This window comes from Sphingomonas pokkalii (assembly GCF_003096275.1).
Taxonomy (GTDB): domain Bacteria; phylum Pseudomonadota; class Alphaproteobacteria; order Sphingomonadales; family Sphingomonadaceae; genus Sphingomonas; species Sphingomonas pokkalii.
The window spans coordinates 3,390,502-3,408,808 of sequence record NZ_QENQ01000001.1; the positions used below are offsets into that span (position 1 = coordinate 3,390,502).

Here is an 18,307-nt window from a genome sequence, read left to right on the forward strand (position 1 = left end):
TGGCGCAGCGCTAACGCTACGTTCGAAACCGGTTTCGCCGCGCATGAAGCGGCGGAGAAACGAAGATCGGCAACATGGCGGGCACGCGCTTCGGCGCAGCCCTTCAAGGATGCGAACCAGCGGTGACCGCCGATCTCTTCATAACCTATATCATCACCGCGGCGCTGCTGACGATGGCACCTGGGCTCGACACGGCCACCGTGCTGCGTTCGGCGATGGTCGAAGGTGCTGCCCATGGGGCGGCGACGACGGCGGGCGTGGCCATCGGCTGCTTCTGCTGGGGCAGCGCCGCCGCCTTTGGACTGGCGCAATTATTCCGGGATGCACCGGTAGCAGGCGGCTGCCTGCGCGTGGCGGGCGCCCTCTATCTCGGCTATGCAGGCATCGCGTTGCTGCTGCGGCGGCGTTCCCGCATGATCGTCGACGGATCCGGCGGGCCGGCTCCCAGGCTGCGCACGTCCGTGCTTCGCGGCTTCACGACCAACATCCTCAACCCCAAGGTCGGCATTTTCTATTTGACCTTGCTGCCGCAATTTGCCCCGCAGGACGGCGACGTGGAAATCGCGTGGCTGCTCGCACTCGTCCATGTGGCGATCGCCACCTTCTGGTTTCTCGGCCTGTCGGCCTTTGCAGGCGGCGTCCGGCCGCTGCTGTCCAACCCGCGCACCACCCTGGCGATCGACCGGGTGACCGGGGGCATCTTCGTACTGTTGGGTGTCGGCCTCATCCACGCGGCCGCGACGGCGTGACGGCAACCCCGCATCGGCTTGGCCGAGGCTATATGCGGGCGCTTGCGCGCTGATCGTTTCACGAACCTGGTGCGTTGATGCCGAATTCGACGCCGCGGTGATTCACGAGGAGTATCGATAGTCATGCGCACCTACGGTTTTCGCGGTCTCTTCGTAGCGATGGCATTTGGGCTGGCTGCCGCCCCGCTGGCGGCCCAGACGCAGTCCACGACGAACGCTTCGGCCGCGCGCGAGGCGCGTGCTGCCGATCAGGCTTTGAATGCCCAATTCAGGGCCGCAAATGCGCGGTTGTCGCCCGCATCCCGTCTGCTGCTTCGCAATGCCCAGCGAAACTGGATCGCGTTTCGCGACGCCCAGTGCACGTTCGAGACCTCGGGCGTGCAGGGTGGTTCCGCCCACACGGTGATCCAGGCACGCTGTCTGAAGGAACTCAGCCAGCAGCGTACCCGGCAGCTTGAGAGGATTACGGCTTGTGAAGAGGGTGATCTTGCCTGTCCGCATTGAAGCCGGCCAGTCCGATGGAAAACCACAATATCCCTGTCGCGTTGAAGAGGCTGCCATGTACCAGACAACCGTTCGCCATGTCCTTGCTTCCTTCGCGCTCCTGACGGTTGCTGCGCTAGCTGCTACCCCGGCGGCCGCCGATCCGGATCGCTCCCCCCCGCCGGGCGGCGTGTACAAGTTGAAGCCGGGTATATTCGTCGCGAAGGGCGTGTCGTGCGGCAATCCGCCGAACGCCGCGATCAGGCGCTATGACGGCAAAGGCATCAGCTCGGCGCATAGCCGCGCGTGCATCGCGCGGATCCTGTCTAAGCGGCGCAGCGGATATGGCAGTCTCTACAGGGTACGCCAGTCCTGCATCGATGCGGGTGCCGGGCCCGCGAAGCGCGTTGTCGAGCGGCAGACGATCGACATTCCCGATGCACTCAACTTCACGATACGGTCTCAAGGAAACACGGCCTATCGCTATTGCCCGATCCGGGAACTGCCCGCCGGCCTGCGCGCGGCCGGCTAGGGCGGTCGAGGCGCAGCAGGACAGGATCATCGATCACCCGGTCCGGCGTGGCGACGCACTCAGCGGCGTCGCCCGGGCCACATGCCGCGCAGCATCGTGCGACAGCGATTTAGGCGACGACCCGGTTGGGCACGGTACGCCGCGCGTGCCGGTACGACGAGCCCTACTTCGGTGCCGCCGCCCGATCGGCCGCCGCTTCCTCTGCTGATGACCACAAGCCGGCCGCCGATGCGCTCGGCGCGCTCACGCATGCCGCGCAGTCCGAAATGGCCTGGCCGCTCACCATGCGCGAGGATGTCTGCAGGCATGCCTACGCCGTCGTCGCAAACCGACAGCCGCAAGCTCCGCCGACCCCAAATCAGCAAGACGGCAATCGAGGCTGCATTGGCGTGCTTTTGGGCATTGCGTACGGCCTCCTCGCCGATCCGATGCACTTCCTCCAGAACCAGCGGGCGCAACGCGCGGGGTTCGCCTTCGGTCGTCACCTGCACGGTAGGTCCCGTCCTGCTTGCGGTCATCGAAGCGCTATCGATCAGCGCTTGTGCAAGATCGCCGGCACGATCGCGGGTGCGAAGCTCCTGCACGCGATCGCGACCCTCAATGAGCACGGCCTGTGCCTGCTTCAGCGCCTCGTCCAGCGGCTTCCGCGTTGCCGCGTCGGGCAACCGGTTCACCCCCGCCTTGATCTGCAGCATCAGCCCCTGGAATCCTTGCAGCAACGTATCATGCAACTCGCGTGCGATACGTTCGCGCTCGGCAATGCGGATATCGAAGCGATGTTGCAGCCGCGCAGTAAGTTGCTGGAGCCGCCACAGATAACAAGCGGCGAGCATGCCGATCACCCAGAGTCCGACCAGCAGCTTGAACCAGGCCGACTGCACGAAGGTGGGCGGGATGGTGAATTCGAGCGTCGCGCCCTCGCGGTTCCAAACCCCGTCATTGTTGGCAGCGATAACTCGGAAGCGATACGTGCCGGGTCCGAGGTTGGTGTAATAGGCGTCGCGTCGCGTCGCGGCGTCGATCCAATCCTCGTCGATGCCTTCGAGGCGATATTGAAAACGGACCCGGCTTGGTATCGACAGACTGAGGCCCGCATATTCAATGGCCAGCTGCGACGTTCCCGCCGCGAGGGTCATGCTGGAAGGATTGCGATAGCGCACGCCCGCCACCGTCATCGCGCGGATCGAAACCGGCGGCGGCAACGCGTTGCGCACCAGCCGGGCCGGATCGACCGACACGACGCCACCCGTCGTCGTGAACCACAGCCGACCGTCGCCGCCGCGCACGGCGTTCCGGTCGCCATCGCGGAACTGAACATTGGGAAGACCGTCCTCCATGTCGAGGATCATTGCTGCAAGCGGCGCCGCGGGATCGGCGAACGCCTGGTCCAGTGCCCCGGACGACACGCGGATGATCCCGGCCCTCGCGATCAGCCAGGTCTGGCCGTTGGGCGTTTCGACAAACCCGGACGGGCCTACCAGCCAAGGGAAACGATTGGTGCCAATGGTTTGCAGGGGCCCTCCGCGCAGCCTGCTGATTCCGGATTGCCGCCCGAACAGGACCTGCTCCGTCCCGACATAGACCGTGCTGACGTCGGTCAGACGATCGCCGAGGATTGGAGCCGCATTCCTTCCCAAGTCGTCCAGCCGTACGAGCGCGCCTGATTGAAGCAAGGCAAGCGATGGCTGCTGCGCCCTGATGATAAGGTATTGCGGGGTTTCGGCCAATGTCGCGAAGGACCGCCGGTACCATCGGCCCGAGCGAAGGGAGTGCAGCTCGCCTGGGATACCCGGGCTGCCGATCAGGAGGGTATCGGCATTGTCCACGGTGCAATATTGTCTGTCGCGGCCCAGAGGGACGTCGCGCCGTGCAATGCGGCCTGCCCGGATGCGCAGCACTTTTCCCGTCTGGAGGGCCCAGATGCTTCCGTCGTGCGCTTCGCACAGATCGTGCGTTTCTCCGCCAGCGCCCGGGATGCGTGTCGGCCTGCCTCCGGGCGGAATCTGGAACACGCCGTCGTTGGCGCCAACATAGACGGTGCCATTTCGCGCACCCAGCAGGACGTAGCCCCATACGGCCCTGGATCCTATCGACGGGGTTGTCACAACATTTGCGGCGCGAAATCGATCAAGCCCCAAACTGGTGCCGATCCAGATATTGCCTTCACGGTCTTCGAGAAAGGCATTGGCGACGTCCGAGGTCAGCCCGTCCTTTGCCGTGAAGGTTTCGACCCGATCCGAAACCGGCCGACCGCGCCAGGCGTCCGGAGCGCGCATGCGAAACAGACCGGCGCCGGTGATTCCCCACAGGTTCCCGTCGCGGTCGAAGCGCGTGTCGAATGCGGTTTGCGCTGCAGGCGTCGCCACGACGGGGCCGCCGGGAGCGAGCGATGCCGAAAGCCTACGGGTTCCGCGTCGGTCCGAGAACCAGACGCGCCCCGCTGCATCGTCGCTCACCGCAGCCAGGCCGGCAGGCGCTCCGACCTTTTCGAAGCGGCGCGCGCCTTTTCTGAGAAGCAGGATCGCCTTGCTGGTGGTCACCCAGAGCGATCCGTCCCGCGTCGCGGTGATGTCGGTTATCCAGTCGTCGGGCAATCCCCAGTCGGTGCCGATTTCCTGCCAGCGCCCGCCTGCTCGCCGCAGAAGCGCGCGCCGCTGCAAGCCGGCGGCAAGCCAGATCGCGCCGTCGCGCGTCTGCGCAAGGCGCAAGGTGAACGCCACGGTCTTGGGGACCGACCGATCCAATCGCAACGCACCGTCGCGATAGGTCGCCAGCGCCCCATTATCGTAGCCGACCCATATGGTACCGTCTTGCGCCGCGAGCATCGCCGTGACGCGCCAGCTCTCGGCGCGCGGGACGCCCAGCGGGATGTGTTCGAAGGTGACGCCATCGAAGCGGTACACCCCTTCCGAGCCACCGATCCACAGATAGCCGTCGGGGCCTTGGACGAGCCCATAAATACCCTGCGGCGCCCCTTCGGTTATCGTCCAGCGCGTGTGCTTGTATTGGTTCAGGTCGCGGGTCGGGTCGAGGGCGTAGGCCGGAGCATGCGCGAAGCCAGCCAGCAAGATGCCCAACAGAAAGCACAAACGCAAAGCTACCATCGCCTCAAATGCTGTATCCCGACATCGCCGCTTGCCACGCCGCATCGAATGCCTCGCCTCATCTCGCCTTGCGAGGGGCAGGCTAACTCGATTGCGCCCTACAGCCATTCCCCTAAAGACCAAGCAGACGATAGCCTATTTCGTGCTGCCGGGCAGCCCATGCGACCAGTATTGCTGGGCGCATGCCAGGCATTCTCCCAAACTATCCGGACGGCCGCATTGGCATCGGACTCCTGCTGCTGCGCCTCTCGGTTGCGATGTCGATACTCGCTACGCCGATGCTGACGCCTGCGGCTGCCCGCCCTTGGATCGTCATGCTGCTCGCGGTCGGTCTCATTTTCGGGCTTTGGACCAGAATGATGGCGATCGGGTGCCTGGCACTGTTGCTCTCGTGCCTGGTCACTGGCGTAGTTCCGATCGGGGCCGTCGCACCTTCATTGGAGATGGCGGCAATCCTGTTGATGGGATCGGGTGCCTACTCCTCCGACGCAGTCATTTTCGGGCGGCGGACCATCGTGCTCGGGCGTGGCCGGGGCTGACGACGTTCATGCAGGGCGCGCGCGGCAACTGCGTCAGTTCGCAGGAGGGCCGGCAAGGGCAGCGATGTCTGTAGCCCATCGGCGACGCCAGGCCAATGGCCCGCAACTCTTCTACGGCCTCCGCTACCATATCCACATCACCACGGAGGAAGAGGACATCACCTTCCACGATCAGGTGGGATATTGGCTTTGGGAGCCCGCCACGGGGCTGGTGCAGACGCTGGCGATTCCGCGCGGGCAGGTGGCCCTCGCATCGGGCTCTGCCGCGGCGGATGCGGACGAGATCGTGGCATCTTCCGTTCGCGGCGCAACCGAGAACGGCATCTGCTCGACGACGTTTCTCGACCAGGCGTTCCGGACCGACAGCTACCGCATCACCATCCGCTTCCATGCGTACGGATCGTGGAGCTACGTCACGGACACGGAGCTCTTGGTCGAGGGGCAGCAACTTCCGTTCAAGCACCAGGACCGCAACATGTTGCACCGTGTCGGCCCTGCACGGCCGAACCCGTGGCTGGCCATTCTGCAGAAGCGCCACGGCGGCGACGCCTCGGTAGCGTGAGCAGTCCCCTTAGGGCGATCGGATCATAGCCTCGCCCAGCGTCGCCCGAGCTGCACGCCATAGTCGAGCAGGGTTTGGCCGTAGTGCAGTTGCTCGCGCTGGAAAAGCGCCAGCTTCTGGTCGATCGTCGGGCTGGGCGCGACCAGAGCCTCGGCGAGCGCTCGGGCGTCTCGCGCAGCCTTGGCGGCACCGCCTGCGGTATGTGGGCGTACGATGAGGGCCGTGTCCCCGATCAGCACGGTCCGGCCGAAAACGGTCCGCGGCGCAGCGGGGACTGCGCGCCGTCTGCGGCGACGCGCAGGTCGGCGGCAATGGCGCCAACCCCGCCGATATCGATCTGGAGCCCCTGCTCGTTGCACGCGAAGCGCTGTACGGTTGCGCCCCGGTGATAGCGCTCTCCGGGAAACAGCCGCATCAATGTGGCATGGACCGCGTTCCAGCTCGTGAACTGCTGTGGCATGCGCTGCAGCGGTCCGAATTCGCCGCCGAAGCCGAGGGTTCGACGACCGCGACACTGCGTCGTCGGCAGGTGCGCGCCATCGGAAGGGTGGAACAAGGCTGCGAGCTCCGGCTGGACCACCAGGCCGGCGCCAGCCGAGTGCATCGCGCCACCGTCTTGCTCGAAGACATGCACATCGATGCCCGCGCGATGCAGTTCAAGGCCAGTGCCGAGCCCTGCGATGGAGCCGCCGGAGACGACGACGCGTAGGTGCGCTTCGGCCGATGGGGGACCGTCCATCACCGTGCTGCAGCTATCCGGGAAGGATCGCGGCTTTCCGCTGCGCGAAGGAGCGCCAGCGCGATCGCCTGCACCGGCTGCGCGCCAGCGAAGAGGAGGTGGTCGTCGAGCAGGAAAGTCGGCACTGCGCGCACCCCGGAGCGCCTCGCGTCCATCGCCTCCTGCTCGACCAGCTCCCAAAGTTCGGCGCTGACCGAGGGACCATGATCGAACCCGGCCGCGAATGCGATCTCGCGCAGAACCTCCTCGCGGCCGATGTCCCGCCCTTCGATGAAATAGGCGCGAAACAGCAACTCGACGCCCGCCGCTTTCACGCGCGCGTCCATCTCGTCGCTGGTGACGATGCTGCCGAACTTCGCGGCACGATATTCCCTGCGATCCATGCCCTTGTCCGGCATGTCAGGGTTGAGTTGATACGGGCGCCACTCGACGTCGATGGCGAGGCCCCGGTCGGCCAAGATTTGCAGCGCCGCTTCGAGCTTTCGCTTGCCGACGAAGCACCAGGGGCAGATCGTATCGGAAACGACGGTGAGGGTTGGGGAGTGCGCCTCGATGCCCATGTCTCGTTCCTTCTCTGGAAGTCGATGTTGAAGGTAGGGTGGGGGCAGCCAGGCAAGTATCATACATAGGTTTCGGCCGGTCGATCGCGATGAGCGAGCGGCGTGCGCCTCGCCACGATGGCCATGCTCTCACACGCCGATGGCCGCTTTCACCACGGCGGGAGTGAGCGGCATGTCGCGCAGCCGCGCGCCGGTCGCGTCGGCGATCGCATTGGCGAGCGCGGCGGAGGTCGGGCCCTGCGCCGTCTCGCCGGCGCCGAGGAAAGGGTCGCCCGGCCGGTCCATGACGTGCACGGCGATCGAGCCCGGCACCTCCTCGAAGCGCAGGATCGGGTAGCTGCCCCAGTCGAAGCTGGTGCGGCGGGTGGCGTCGTAGGTCACCGCTTCGCGCGTTGCCCAGCTCAGCGACTGGAGGATGCCGCCTTCCACCTGGTTGCGGATCCCGTCGGGGGAAGCGGGCTGGCCGGCATCGACCGCCGCCTGTACGCGGTGCACGATGATCGCCCCGGTCTCGCGCTCGACCTCTATCTCCATCGCGATCGCGCAATAGGCGCCGATATTCTTATAGCGGGCAAAGGCCATCCCGCAGCCGCGACGTCCGTCACCGCGTGGGCGCGTCTTCCAGCCGAACCGCGTCGTCGCCTCGATCATCACCGCGCGTGCGCGCGCGTCCTGCATGTGCGCGAGACGAAAGGCGAGCGGATCGACGCCGCCCGCGAGCGCGAGTTCGTCGAGCACGCTTTCGATCGTAAAGATGTTGAGATGTGCGCCGAGCGAACGCAGCGCCGAAACGCGGAGGGGCATCTTGGGCACGAAATGATAGCGCACGTTCATGTTGGGGAAGACGTAAAGCGGGTTCGCGTTCCGGTCGCCGTCGCCTTCGGGCATCGGGATCGGCTTGGGTTCCGGCGCGGGAAAGCCCGGGCGGATTTCCTGCGCCACCGCATAGCCGCCGGCGCCGACGGGGCGGTTGTTATGCGAATTGCTCCACACCTCATAGTTCCAGTGCGCGATCCGTTTGTCCGGTCCGATCGCCGCCTCGACCCGTGTCACCATGCCGCAGCCGCAGGGTTCCCAGCCGAATTCCTGCTCGCGCATCCATTGCAGCCGGATCGGGCGCCCGGGCAGCGCCATGGCGATCAGCCCGGCCTCGGCGGTGACGTCGTCGGCACCGTTCTGGCCGTAGCAGCCGGCGGAGGGCGTATGGATGCAGCGCACCTTCTCGGGCGGCAGGCCGACCAGTTCCGCGACGGCGCGGTGCATGTCGAACACGCCCTGGCTATGCGACCAGAGGGTAAGGCCGCCCCCCTCGGCAAGCGCCACGGCGCAGGACGGGCCGATCGAGCCATGGCTGTACCAGGGCCGGCTGAAGCTGCCGCGCACCGTCTTCCACACCTCTCTGGCGCCATCGTGTGTATTCAGCACGCTGATCTCGCGCGCGGGCAGCTTCTCCAGGCGGTGCGGCCCGTCGTCGACCGGCAGTGGCGGCTTGTCGCGGATATAGTCGCTGTCCTGGGCTACGCGCATCGCCTGGATCGCCAGCCATTCCCGTTCCGCCACCACGGCGAGAAATTGCCCGTTCTGGATCACCGCGACGACGCCGGGCATCCTGCGCGCGCGCTCGATCTGCGGCGTGGCCAGACGCGTGCCGTAGCTCGGGCCGCGCACGACGCGGGCATGCAGCATGCCGGGCAGGCGCAGGTCCTGCACATAGGCGGCACCGCCGGTCAGCTTCGCCGGAATGTCGACGCGCGGCAGGTCGCGGCCCAGCGTGCGATAGTGGCGCGGATCGCGGCGCGGCGCATTCGGGATCGCCTCGACATGCAGCGAAAGCTCCGCCGCCAGCGCGCCATAGTCCAGGCTGCGGCCATCGGGCGCGACCACCTGCGCCTTGCCGTTGGTCGCGAGGCGTTCGGGTTCGACACCCCAACGCCTGGCCGCGGCGCGGGTGAGCAACATGCGGACATTGGCGCAGGCGTTGAGGATTGCCGTGCCGCCATCCTGCATCGAATGGCTGCCCGCCGTGAGCCCCTCGTCGGGCGTGCGAGCCGTATCGGCGGTGACGAGGTCGATCGCGGCAGGCGGCACGTCCAGCTCTTCCGCCGCGACCTGCAGCAGCGCGGTACGAATGCCCTGGCCGAGTTCGGCCTTGCCGGAATAGACGGTGATCCTGCCCTCGGGCGGGACGTGGACCCAGCTGTCCAGCACCGGGTGGTTCTTCAGGCTGCCGGGCAGGTCCGGGCGGAGCGGCGGGGGTGCCGCACCCCCTTCGCCGCCGCCTGCGAGCTGGGCCAGTCCATGGCCTGCCATGCTGAAGGCGACGAGCAGCCCGCCGCCCGCCAGCAGCTGGCGTCGGGTCGCGTTCATGCGGCCGCTCCGTCACTGGCGATGCCCGCCACCCGTCGAATGGCGCGAAGGATGCGCATATGGGTGCCGCACCGGCAGAGGTTGGTCTGCATGTGCGCGCGGATCTTCTGCTCGGTGGGATGCGGATCGGCGTCGAGAAGGGCCTGGGCGCGCATGATCATGCCGGCGATACAATAGCCGCATTGCGCGGCCTGCTCGTCAAGGAATGCCTGTTGCAGCGGGCTCATCCGGTCGGACGTCCCCAGACCTTCCACGGTGCGCACCGGGCGATCGCCGACGGCCCCGACCGGCGTCACGCAGGAGAAGATCGCCTTGCCGTCGAGCTGCACGGTGCAGGCCCCGCACTGGCCCAGGCCGCACCCATATTTCGGGCCGTTGAGGCCGAGATCGTCCCGCAGCACATAGAGCAGCGGTGTTTCCGGGCGCGCATCGACCTGATGTCGAGCGCCGTTCACGGTGATGGCGAGGTTCATGGCTGGGCACCTTCCTTGCGCGCCTTCGCGACGGTGGCGGGCAGCTTCTTCCAGTCGGGCTGATCGGTGTAGCGGGCGCGAAGATAGCCGAGCACCGCGGCGATCTGTTCGTTGGTCAGGGCATCGGCGAAGCCGGGCATCTTCGGGCCGCGACCGGCGACGGGCGGTTCGATTCCTTGCAGCACCGCCTGCGCGGCGCTGGTCGCGCTGCCGTCGCGCACCGTGGTGGCGAGCGCGAGCGAGGGACGGTCCTGTCCCATCATCGGCGCGCCCGGGCCGTGGCATCCGGCACAGGCGCCGGCAAACAGCACCGCGCCTTCCGGGAAGCGGCGGGCGGCGGCCCCGGCATGGTCGGGCAGCCGCGCCTGCGCCGGGGCGGTGCCGCCGCCCATCTTCGCGCCGATATAGGCGGCGATTGCGCGGACCTCGCTCTCCGGCACCTGGGATAGGCTTTCCACCACCGGACCCATCGGGCCGGCCGCCGCGCTGTGATCGGGCGAGATGCCGGTGCGCAGATAGGTGACGAGGGCGTCCTGCGTCCATTTCCGCGCGGCCGGATTGGCGGCGTTGAGCGCCGGCGCCCGCCAACCCTCGGCAATGCCGCCGGCATAGGCCTGGGAGCGGATCTCGCCGCCTGCGAGGTTGCGCGGGGTATGGCAGCCGCCGCAATGGCCAAGACCCTCGACGATATAGGCGCCGCGATTCCACGCGGCGGAGCGGCCGGGGTCGATCGGCGTCTCGCCGCGGTGGAGGAACAACAGCTTCCATCCGGCGAGCAGCGGGCGAAAGCCGAGGGGGAAGATCAGCCGGTTGGCGGGTGCCGCCGCGTGGACCGGGCGGCGCGTCATCAGGAAGGCGTAGATCGCGTCGAGGTCCGCATCGCGGACGTGGGTGAAATGCTCGTAGGGAAGGGCGGGGTAGAGGTGGGCGCCGGTGCGGCTGACGCCGTCCTTCATGGCGCGGCGAAACGCGCTGGCAGACCAGGTGCCGATGCCGGTCTCCGGATCGGGCGTGAGGTTATCCGAATACAGCGTGCCGAACGGCGTCGCGAGGGCGCGACCGCCGGCGAGCGGCGCGCCGCCGTCGCGCGTATGGCAGACGGCGCAGTCGCCGAGCTTGGCGAGCATCGCACCGCGCGCGACCAGCGCCGGCGCAAAGCTGCTCCGGGCAGGGGGCGTGATCGGCGCGATCGCCGGGCGCCAGCTGAGGGCAAGTGCGATCAGCGCACCGGCCAGTCCGAGCAGCAGCAGCGCCATCACCCACCGCAATCTGCTTTGCGTGACACGGCGAAGGGTTACCATGAACGTGATCCCCGGAAAGCGTCCAAGGGGGTATGCCGCGCGTGGGGCGTGCCCTCTTGCGCGATTGCGTGTCGCTTTGAACGATTCGAACGCTTCGTTCGGAGGCCGACACGCAGGGTTGCGCTAGGGCGGCGGCCAGCCTCACCGAAGCGGGTTGGTGCGGGCAAGGTCGATAACCTCGCTGACGTCGCCGTTGAGCACCGCCTTCAGCGCCCAAAGGCTGAAGCCCTTCGCCTGTTCGGCCTGGATTGTCGGCGGCATTGCCAGCTCCTGGGTGTTGGTCACCACGTCGAGCAGCGCCGGTCCGGGATGGGCCCGGAAGAGACGCTGATGCAGCGCATTCGGGCTGTCTGGCACAGGCTCTGACGCCAAACGCCTTCGCCATTGTAATTGTTATGTCGGTGCTCCGACACCAACAGTCGGAGCACCGAACGGCACTGAACGCGACGCGATACGGCGTCAGCGCGGCTCGGACGCCGCTTGCGCCCAGTGCTTCAACGACGAAAGCGAGCTCGCCTCAGTAGCGTAGAGCAAGCCGTGCATAGTAATAACCGCCATAGGCACCGAAAGGAGAGTTGGCGCCGTAGATCGAACTGCCGATCGTATTCGTCACCGTGTTCCTGTCGGGATAGGTGTCGAAGATGTTATAGGCGCCTACAGCTAGGCGTGCGGTTTGAGTGATGTCATAGCCGATCTCGACGTCGGTTATCCACTTCGCGCCGTAAAACTGGTCCAAACCGGGCGTGTTGTTCAGCGAAGCCCACTTTCCGTACCGGGTCTGCTTCACGTTGATGCCGATGCGGTCGAGGTTCCAGTCCAGGCCGAGGATCAGCTTGTCTTTCGGTGTGCTGACGGTGAAATAGCCCTGCGTCTGACGGTCGAACAGCGTCAGGCCCAATCCGGCCAATTGCGTCGGCGTGGGCGCGATACTCCGGATGTTCGTCACATTGTGATTATAGCCGATCGTGGTGCGCAGACGGCCCAGGCTTCCCAGCCCCAGATTGTACGCGCCGACGATGTCGAGGCCGCGGGTCCGCGTGTCGATCGCGTTGGTGAAGAAGCGGACATATTGATCGCCCGAAAAGCCGTTGGCCCGCAGGATGGCACGGACGCCCGTGCTGGAGAGCAGGCCGGTCAGCGTGATGCGATCGTCGATGTCGATCTGATAGGCATCGACCGTCACCGACAGGCCCGCAAGCGGCGTCAGCGCGAAGCCGAGGCTGTAGTTGCGGGACTTTTCGGGCCGTAGCGGCGTGGCGCCGAGCGCGGCAGCAACCGGCGATCCGGTGCGGACGATCTTCGATTCGATCAGCTGATAGGCGCCGTTCACCAGGTTGAACTGGGTCGAGGTCTGGGCATAGGCCTGCTGCGCCAGGCTGGGCGCGCGGAAGCCGTTGGAGAAGGCGCCCCGCAGGTTGAGCCAGTCCGCGACCTTGTAGCGTGCCGATACCTTGCCGCTCCACACTTCCCCGGCGCTGTCGTCATAGCTTTCGTATCGCACCGCGCCGGTCACCAGCAGGCGATCGGTGACGTCCAGCGCGAGATCGGCATAGCCAGCCCAGATGTTGCGCGCGATGTCGGCTGCGTCGGCGGGCGTGACGATGATCGCGCCCTGGGCGCCGACCGCGCCGGGCTGCCGTGCGAGCGGCGTGCCTGCCGGGTACACATAGCCGCCATTGACATATGCTGCCGGATCGAGCGCCTTGGTGACATAGCTTTCGTACCGATACTCCGCCCCCGCCGACACCTGGAGATTGCGGCCTCCGAAAACAGCGTAGCTGCGCGTCAGATCGAGATTGTTCGTCCACTGGTCGAATGCCGCGCTGAAGGTGCCGAACGCGGTCGGGCTGCTGGCACCGAGCGAGGCATTGAGCGAGTTTTCCGCCCCGCTGCGCGCATAATCCCGGCCATAGGTGCTGCTGAGATCCAGCTTCCAGCCGCCGATCGCGCCGCGGAGTCCGCCGGTGAACTGCCCATCGGTCTCCTGGAGGGTGTAATAGGGCGTGAAGCCGTCCGGATAGATTGCGAGGATATTGCTGGTCGAGTTCGGCTTGCGCCCCGCCTGGCCGACGCGGGCCTCCCGATAACCCAATGTCGCCGTGGCATAGGCCGCGACATTGCCGAGGTCATAGGTGCCATTCAGCGCGCCCTGGATTTGGCGAAGCTGGGGCAGGCCGCCCTGATAGGTGCGGCGATTAACGGTCGCCTCGCGCGGATCGGGCTGGCCGCTGACCGGAAAATAGAAGCTGCCGGTGACGTCCGAATTGCGCACTGTCGCGTTCTGGTATTTCCCGTCGATCGCCAGCGCCAGCGAACCGCGATCGCCCAGCGCAAAGCCCTGCGACAGCTGCGCACTGACCGTCTCGCCATCGCTGCCGTTGACGCCGTCGCGATAGCGCTGCCCCGCCTCGATGTTCGCCGTGCCGCCGCGCGCATTGGATTTCAGGATGATGTTGATCACACCTGCAATGGCATCGGAGCCATATTGCGCGGCGGCACCGTCGCGCAGCACCTCGATACGCTCGATCGCGCTGGCCGGAATCTGGTCGAGGTCGACCGGGTTGCCGCCGGCGGAGACGTTGCCCGAATTGAGGTTGATGAGCGCCGAATTGTGCCGTCGCTTGCCGTTCACCAGCACCAGCACATGGACGCCCGACAGGCCGCGAAGCCCGGCGGGCCGGGCGACGCTGTCGAATGACGAACTGCCGACCTGCTGCGCCTGGAATGACGGCACGAGTTGGGTCAGCACGTCGCGCAATTGCAGGGCGCCGCCCAGCCGTGCGATGTCGTCTCCGCTGATCACGTCGATCGGGGTAGGGCTGGACGCAACGGTGCGGGGCTGCCCGCGCGAGCCCGTCACGACGATGGCATTGCCCTCGCTCGCATCTGGTTCGGCAGGGGGCGCATCGGCCTGCTGCGCTTGGGCCACCACCGGTGTGAGCAAGGCGACAGACAGGGCCAGGAGGCTGGGTACGATATGCATTGGGGGTCTCCGCCGGAAAGCGTGATGGGAAAAATTGCGAGAAGCGGGCAGGGCTGTCAGCGAACGGCGTCGAAGGGCGGCGCTTTGGCCAATGGGCGGGATTGGTGGCGCGGAACGACGATCTGGCCGCCATCGACCAGCAGGATGCCGTCGCGGAAGACCTTGTCGACCTTGCGCAATGCTTCGATGTCGAGGTCGGGGCGACCATCAACGATGAGGATGTCGGCAAGCTTGCCCGGCGCGATGCTGCCGAGCTTGTCGTCCATGTCGAGGATCTCGGCATTGGTCAGCGTCGCAGCCCGTAGCGCTTCGGCCGCGGAATATCCGCCCCGGATGAACCATTGCAGCTCGGCCAGATAGACATTGGGGACGAGCTGGTTGGCGTCGCCGATCGTGTCGGTGCCGACGCCCATCACGATCCCCGCCGCCTTCATCTTGCGGAAGACGACGAAATCGGCCTGCGCCGTCAGGGTGAAGCGACGCGATGTCGATCCATAGAAGCCGCCGGCGCGGTCCAGGACATTCTGGTAGACCTGCAAGGTCGGCACCGCGGCGGTATGGTGCGTTGCCATGGCGCGGATCGTTGCATCGGTCCGGGGCAGGGGATGTTCGATGATGTCGACACCGGCATCGACGGCGAGCGCTGTATAGACCGTCTCGCAGTCGCACGTGACCTTCAGCCCCAGGCGGTGCGCCTCGTCGACGGCGGCGGCAATCTCGTCGGGCGAGAAATGGCTTGCGACCTTGATGACGCTGGCGCCGCGCTTGAACGTCTCGCGCACCGCGCCGCGCCAGGCATCTGCCCCATCGCGCTCCCAGGCATAATCGGGGCCATGGCTGGGGGAGACCGGACGCTCCGTCGCATGGCCGCCGGTGCCGGTGATGATATGGCCGGCCGTGAAGACGCGCGGCGCCGGGATGCGGTTCGCGGCGCTCCAGTCGGCAAGGATGTACGGGGCATCGGCGACGCCGTTGAGGTCCCGGACGGAGGTGATCCCGGCCTCCAGCATCCAGCGCAGGTTCCTGGCGCCGCGCAGGACGCCGTCGCCTTCGCTGGCCTGACGGTCGATCGGCGTGTCGCCGTCCGGATAGGTCAGGTGGACGTGCAGGTCGATCAGCCCGGGGAGGATCGTCTTGCCGGCAATATCGATGACTCGGGCATGGTCGGGCCAATCGCGTTTTCCCGCTGGCCAGATCGCCGCGATCTTGTTGCCTTCGATGATCACGGTTCCGGGCGTCGTCCGCGCCAGTTTCGCGTCGAAGACGAGCCCGCCCGTCAGCACGGTTACGGGTTGGTTGGTTCCGTCGGACTTGATCGGAATGCGTCTTGGATCATCGGTGGTAGCCGTCTTAATCCAATGGCGACGATCATCGACCTGCGCCTGAGCACGACTCTCCGCCGCGCTTGTCAATGTCGCACTCGCCACAGCAATGGTCGCCAGAACCCAGCGCCGCTGGCTGCGCAGCCGCAGCGCTCTGGTCAGTCTGCTCTTCAATATCGTCACTCTTGCCACCCTGAGGCGGCCCAATGACCTCTATTTCAGTAGGGATTAAAGAAACTTTTCCTTCGGCCAGCTGAAGGCTTGGGTTTGCCTGGGGCCTTGTGGGCGCGAACGTCGTCGGGCATTTCAATCTGCTGCAACCATCCATCGCGGCAGGCGGTGTGACTGAACTGTGTTCGCGGGTACGGGCGCCGACACGATGTCAAAGCGATCGCCATCCCGCCCGAGACGATGTCGGCCCCGAAGCCGAGATCTGCCAGCGTCCGCAAGACAGCGGGACGCGGATTGGCCTTCACCGCGAACATCAATTGCTTCTGCTCGATCGGCGCAAGGGCGGCTTTGAACTGTTGCGCCTTGGCTCGGAGTTGCGTCGCAGAATAGACATAGGCGTGCGTGCCGGCCGCTTTTCCTATTGTCGCTAGCGGAACGCGATCGGCGTGCAACTCGCCATCGAGCATCTTGAAAGACATTGGTGGTCCTTGTTCGTGCGTGGGCAGGCATCAGCGTTGGGGCGAGCGTCCATTGCGCTGCCTCTGCAGCCTTTCGGGCAGATGGCGGTGCCGGCTGCACTCCACGCGGATCGCAAGCGGCGCGCGTTTGCCCTGCACCGCCAGGACCAGCCCAAGGATGGCAATCGGAAAGCCCAGAAGCAGTATTTCGGTCCCCTGCAGGTCGACCATGTTGGTAAGTGCGCCGGAGACACCCCCCGCGATCAGCAGGACCACGCCGGCTCCCCGCCACAAGCGATCATATCGCCGCTTCATCTGGCCGACGCCCGAACGGGCGCGACCAGCGCGATCTGTGCGGCACGCCGAGCCAGCGGCGCGAGGTGCGCCATGTCTGCAAGGTCCGCCGCATAGAGCAGGATGCCAGCCGGAAACGCCGCCTCTTCCCGCAGTGTCGGCTCCATCGCGCCGAGATCGAACTGCACGGCGATTGCCCGATCGGCAATGGCGGCGTCACGCGAGACGAAGCGTCCCTCCATCAGACCATGATTTTGTTGAACGGGCCAATGCCCCGCGGCGCCCTGACCCACCCATAGAATGGTGGTGCGTTGATCGGGCTCCTCGATGACGTCAGACACCACGCGAACATACACCTTACAGGCGCTGGCAAGCCGATAGTCAGCGACTGAAAGCTACGAAGTGGCGCGTTAAACGTCGAGATCGAAGTCAATGTATTTCCGTCAAAATCTCATAAAGTTCGGTCCACCGATAAGCGTGGGCGAGCCATGGGCCGTAAGCATCCTGAGCCGTCTCCCCGAAAGGGGATGCCGCGCTATGCGGGATGCGCGGTCGTATCGCGCTCGACCAGCGGGCCATGCTCCAGCTTCGGCAGCACGTGCCGTGCGAACAGGTCGGCCTCGGCGGCGTGCGGGTAGCCGGAAAGGATGAACGCCTCGATCCCCAGCGCGCGATAGGCGTTGAGCTTGGCGAGAACCTGGTCCGGATCGCCGACGATCGCGGCGCCGCAGCCCGAGCGGGCGCGGCCGATGCCGGTCCAGAGATTGTCTTCGACATAACCGTCGCCGGCCGAAGCCTCGCGCAGCTCGGCCTGGCGGCGGACGCCGGCGGACTGGGCGTCGAGCGAGCGGGCGCGGATCGCTTCGCCCTGCGCCGCGTCGAGATGCGAGAGCAGCCGGTCGGCGGCGATACGCGCCTCGGCCTCGGTCTCGCGGACCACGACATGGACGCGGTAGCCGAAGCGCAGCGTCCGGCCGCGCTTGGCGGCGCGGGCGCGCAGGTCGTCCAGCGTGGCGGCGACCGCCTCCAGCCGGTCCGGCCACATCAGATAGACGTCGGCGCCCTCCGCCGCGGCCTCGCGCGCATCCTCGGACAGCCCGCCGAAATAGAGCTGCGGCGCGCGGCCCGAGACGGTGGCGATGCGCGGCGGCTCGACCTTGAGCTGCCAGAACTCGCCCTGGTGATCGAGCGGCTGGCCGTTGAGCAGCGTCTTCAGGATGTGCATCGCCTCGATCGTGCGGCGGTAGCGGGGCGCGGAGGCCAGCGTCTCGCCCGGCAGGTCCGAGGAGATGATGTTCACCGCCAGGCGACCGCCGAGGATGCGGTCGATCGTCGCGATCTGGCGGGCGAGCTGGGGCGGCCAGCTCTCGCCCACCCGCACCGCCATCAGCAGCCGGATGCGGCGGACCAGCGTGGCGATCGCGGCGGCGAAGGCGGTGGTGTCGATCCCCAGCGCATAGCCCGAAGGCAGCAGGATATTGTCGAACCCGGCGCTCTCCGCCGCCAGCACGATGTCGCGGCAATGCTCCCAGCTGGAGAGCAGGCGCGGATCGGGCTGGCCCAGGAACTCGTAGTCATCATCGCACAGGGCGGAAAACCAGCTCACTTCGCAGCGGGGAAGTTGTTCTTGCTTGCCGGATGCGGCTGCGTGGGGATGGGTGCTCATCGTT

The 18,307-nt window shown here is 66.5% G+C and carries 19 protein-coding genes; 5 read left to right on the forward strand and 14 right to left on the reverse strand.

Features of this window, described 5'->3' with window-relative positions; all coding sequences use genetic code 11:
• The first annotated feature begins 122 nt into the window (after positions 1–122).
• The 3 genes from DD559_RS15570 to DD559_RS15580 all read left to right on the forward strand — a co-directional run bounded on the left by DD559_RS15570 (position 123) and on the right by DD559_RS15580 (position 1,764).
• On the forward strand, positions 123–749 hold the full coding sequence (locus tag DD559_RS15570; RefSeq protein ID WP_165831118.1) for a LysE family translocator: 627 nt from the start codon (positions 123–125) through the stop codon (positions 747–749).
• A gap of 123 nt (positions 750–872) precedes the next feature.
• Positions 873–1,253, forward strand: a complete 381-nt coding sequence (locus DD559_RS15575) for a lysozyme inhibitor LprI family protein (RefSeq protein WP_116469993.1) — start codon at positions 873–875, stop codon at positions 1,251–1,253.
• 55 nt (positions 1,254–1,308) lie between these two features.
• The gene (locus DD559_RS15580) at positions 1,309–1,764 is read left to right on the forward strand and encodes a hypothetical protein (RefSeq protein ID WP_133243838.1); all 456 of its coding nucleotides are present in this window, start codon (positions 1,309–1,311) and stop codon (positions 1,762–1,764) included.
• Positions 1,765–1,823: 59 nt separating this feature from the next.
• On the opposite strand, the gene DD559_RS15585 is transcribed toward DD559_RS15580, so the two are convergent.
• Entirely contained in the window at positions 1,824–4,841 is a 3,018-nt protein-coding gene (locus DD559_RS15585) for a sensor histidine kinase (protein ID WP_165831119.1), read from the reverse strand.
• Between the two features lie 209 nt (positions 4,842–5,050).
• Here DD559_RS15585 and DD559_RS15590 point away from each other — a divergent pair, with 209 nt between their 5' ends.
• Both DD559_RS15590 and DD559_RS15595 read left to right on the forward strand, forming a co-directional pair.
• A complete protein-coding gene (locus tag DD559_RS15590; protein ID WP_116469996.1) occupies positions 5,051–5,407 on the forward strand; it encodes a hypothetical protein in 357 nt (118 codons plus the stop codon).
• A gap of 64 nt (positions 5,408–5,471) precedes the next feature.
• Positions 5,472–5,969: a heme-binding beta-barrel domain-containing protein gene (locus DD559_RS15595; protein WP_116469997.1), complete on the forward strand. Its 498-nt coding sequence runs from the start codon at positions 5,472–5,474 to the stop codon at positions 5,967–5,969.
• A 23-nt stretch (positions 5,970–5,992) separates the two neighbouring features.
• Here DD559_RS15595 and DD559_RS19870 read toward each other — a convergent pair whose 3' ends face one another.
• The 13 genes from DD559_RS19870 to DD559_RS15660 all read right to left on the reverse strand — a co-directional run bounded on the left by DD559_RS19870 (position 5,993) and on the right by DD559_RS15660 (position 18,303).
• On the reverse strand, positions 5,993–6,208 hold the full coding sequence (locus tag DD559_RS19870; protein WP_116469998.1) for a hypothetical protein: 216 nt from the start codon (positions 6,206–6,208) through the stop codon (positions 5,993–5,995).
• Positions 6,202–6,708, reverse strand: coding sequence for a Rossmann-fold NAD(P)-binding domain-containing protein (locus DD559_RS15605; protein ID WP_116469999.1), 507 nt, complete (start codon positions 6,706–6,708; stop codon positions 6,202–6,204). Before DD559_RS15605 ends, DD559_RS19870 begins: the two co-directional genes overlap by 7 nt.
• Positions 6,708–7,268, reverse strand: coding sequence for a DsbA family oxidoreductase (locus DD559_RS15610; protein ID WP_116470000.1), 561 nt, complete (start codon positions 7,266–7,268; stop codon positions 6,708–6,710). The genes DD559_RS15605 and DD559_RS15610 overlap by 1 nt, the downstream gene beginning before the upstream one ends.
• Positions 7,269–7,397: 129 nt before the next feature.
• The gene (locus tag DD559_RS15615; protein ID WP_116470001.1) at positions 7,398–9,635 is read right to left on the reverse strand and encodes a xanthine dehydrogenase family protein molybdopterin-binding subunit; all 2,238 of its coding nucleotides are present in this window, start codon (positions 9,633–9,635) and stop codon (positions 7,398–7,400) included.
• Complete coding sequence (locus DD559_RS15620) at positions 9,632–10,108, reverse strand: (2Fe-2S)-binding protein (RefSeq protein ID WP_116470002.1); 477 nt, start codon at positions 10,106–10,108, stop codon at positions 9,632–9,634. Before DD559_RS15620 ends, DD559_RS15615 begins: the two co-directional genes overlap by 4 nt.
• Positions 10,105–11,364: a cytochrome c gene (locus tag DD559_RS15625; protein WP_206364517.1), complete on the reverse strand. Its 1,260-nt coding sequence runs from the start codon at positions 11,362–11,364 to the stop codon at positions 10,105–10,107. The genes DD559_RS15620 and DD559_RS15625 overlap by 4 nt, the downstream gene beginning before the upstream one ends.
• Before the next feature lie 186 nt (positions 11,365–11,550).
• The gene (locus DD559_RS15630; protein WP_206364518.1) at positions 11,551–11,766 is read right to left on the reverse strand and encodes a hypothetical protein; all 216 of its coding nucleotides are present in this window, start codon (positions 11,764–11,766) and stop codon (positions 11,551–11,553) included.
• A 160-nt stretch (positions 11,767–11,926) separates the two neighbouring features.
• A complete protein-coding gene (locus tag DD559_RS15635; RefSeq protein WP_116470004.1) occupies positions 11,927–14,392 on the reverse strand; it encodes a TonB-dependent receptor plug domain-containing protein in 2,466 nt (821 codons plus the stop codon).
• Positions 14,393–14,448: 56 nt separating this feature from the next.
• The gene (locus DD559_RS15640; RefSeq protein WP_240610295.1) at positions 14,449–15,897 is read right to left on the reverse strand and encodes an amidohydrolase family protein; all 1,449 of its coding nucleotides are present in this window, start codon (positions 15,895–15,897) and stop codon (positions 14,449–14,451) included.
• A gap of 35 nt (positions 15,898–15,932) precedes the next feature.
• Complete coding sequence (locus DD559_RS15645) at positions 15,933–16,364, reverse strand: hypothetical protein (protein ID WP_116470005.1); 432 nt, start codon at positions 16,362–16,364, stop codon at positions 15,933–15,935.
• A gap of 30 nt (positions 16,365–16,394) precedes the next feature.
• The gene (locus DD559_RS15650; protein WP_133243839.1) at positions 16,395–16,619 is read right to left on the reverse strand and encodes a hypothetical protein; all 225 of its coding nucleotides are present in this window, start codon (positions 16,617–16,619) and stop codon (positions 16,395–16,397) included.
• A 35-nt stretch (positions 16,620–16,654) separates the two neighbouring features.
• Positions 16,655–16,978 (reverse strand): hypothetical protein, encoded by a 324-nt coding sequence (locus tag DD559_RS15655; protein WP_165831120.1) that lies wholly within the window; start codon positions 16,976–16,978, stop codon positions 16,655–16,657.
• A gap of 194 nt (positions 16,979–17,172) precedes the next feature.
• On the reverse strand, positions 17,173–18,303 hold the full coding sequence (locus tag DD559_RS15660; protein WP_116470008.1) for an LLM class flavin-dependent oxidoreductase: 1,131 nt from the start codon (positions 18,301–18,303) through the stop codon (positions 17,173–17,175).
• Between the last annotated feature and the right edge of the window lie 4 nt (positions 18,304–18,307).

Bases quoted from the DNA above. Each gene is read 5' to 3' on its own strand.
- DD559_RS15590 (WP_116469996.1), top strand. From the start codon at position 5,051: ATGCCAGGCATTCTCCCAAACTATCCGGACGGCCGCATTGGCATCGGA.
- DD559_RS15625 (WP_206364517.1), bottom strand. From the start codon at position 11,364: ATGGCGCTGCTGCTGCTCGGACTGGCCGGTGCGCTGATCGCACTTGCC.
- DD559_RS15610 (WP_116470000.1), bottom strand. From the start codon at position 7,268: ATGGGCATCGAGGCGCACTCCCCAACCCTCACCGTCGTTTCCGATACG.
- DD559_RS15645 (WP_116470005.1), bottom strand. From the start codon at position 16,364: ATGTCTTTCAAGATGCTCGATGGCGAGTTGCACGCCGATCGCGTTCCG.
- DD559_RS15580 (WP_133243838.1), top strand. From the start codon at position 1,309: ATGTACCAGACAACCGTTCGCCATGTCCTTGCTTCCTTCGCGCTCCTG.
- DD559_RS15575 (WP_116469993.1), top strand. From the start codon at position 873: ATGCGCACCTACGGTTTTCGCGGTCTCTTCGTAGCGATGGCATTTGGG.
- DD559_RS15595 (WP_116469997.1), top strand. From the start codon at position 5,472: ATGTCTGTAGCCCATCGGCGACGCCAGGCCAATGGCCCGCAACTCTTC.
- DD559_RS15660 (WP_116470008.1), bottom strand. From the start codon at position 18,303: ATGAGCACCCATCCCCACGCAGCCGCATCCGGCAAGCAAGAACAACTT.
- DD559_RS15635 (WP_116470004.1), bottom strand. From the start codon at position 14,392: ATGCATATCGTACCCAGCCTCCTGGCCCTGTCTGTCGCCTTGCTCACA.
- DD559_RS15605 (WP_116469999.1), bottom strand. From the start codon at position 6,708: ATGGACGGTCCCCCATCGGCCGAAGCGCACCTACGCGTCGTCGTCTCC.
- DD559_RS15620 (WP_116470002.1), bottom strand. From the start codon at position 10,108: ATGAACCTCGCCATCACCGTGAACGGCGCTCGACATCAGGTCGATGCG.
- DD559_RS15615 (WP_116470001.1), bottom strand. From the start codon at position 9,635: ATGAACGCGACCCGACGCCAGCTGCTGGCGGGCGGCGGGCTGCTCGTC.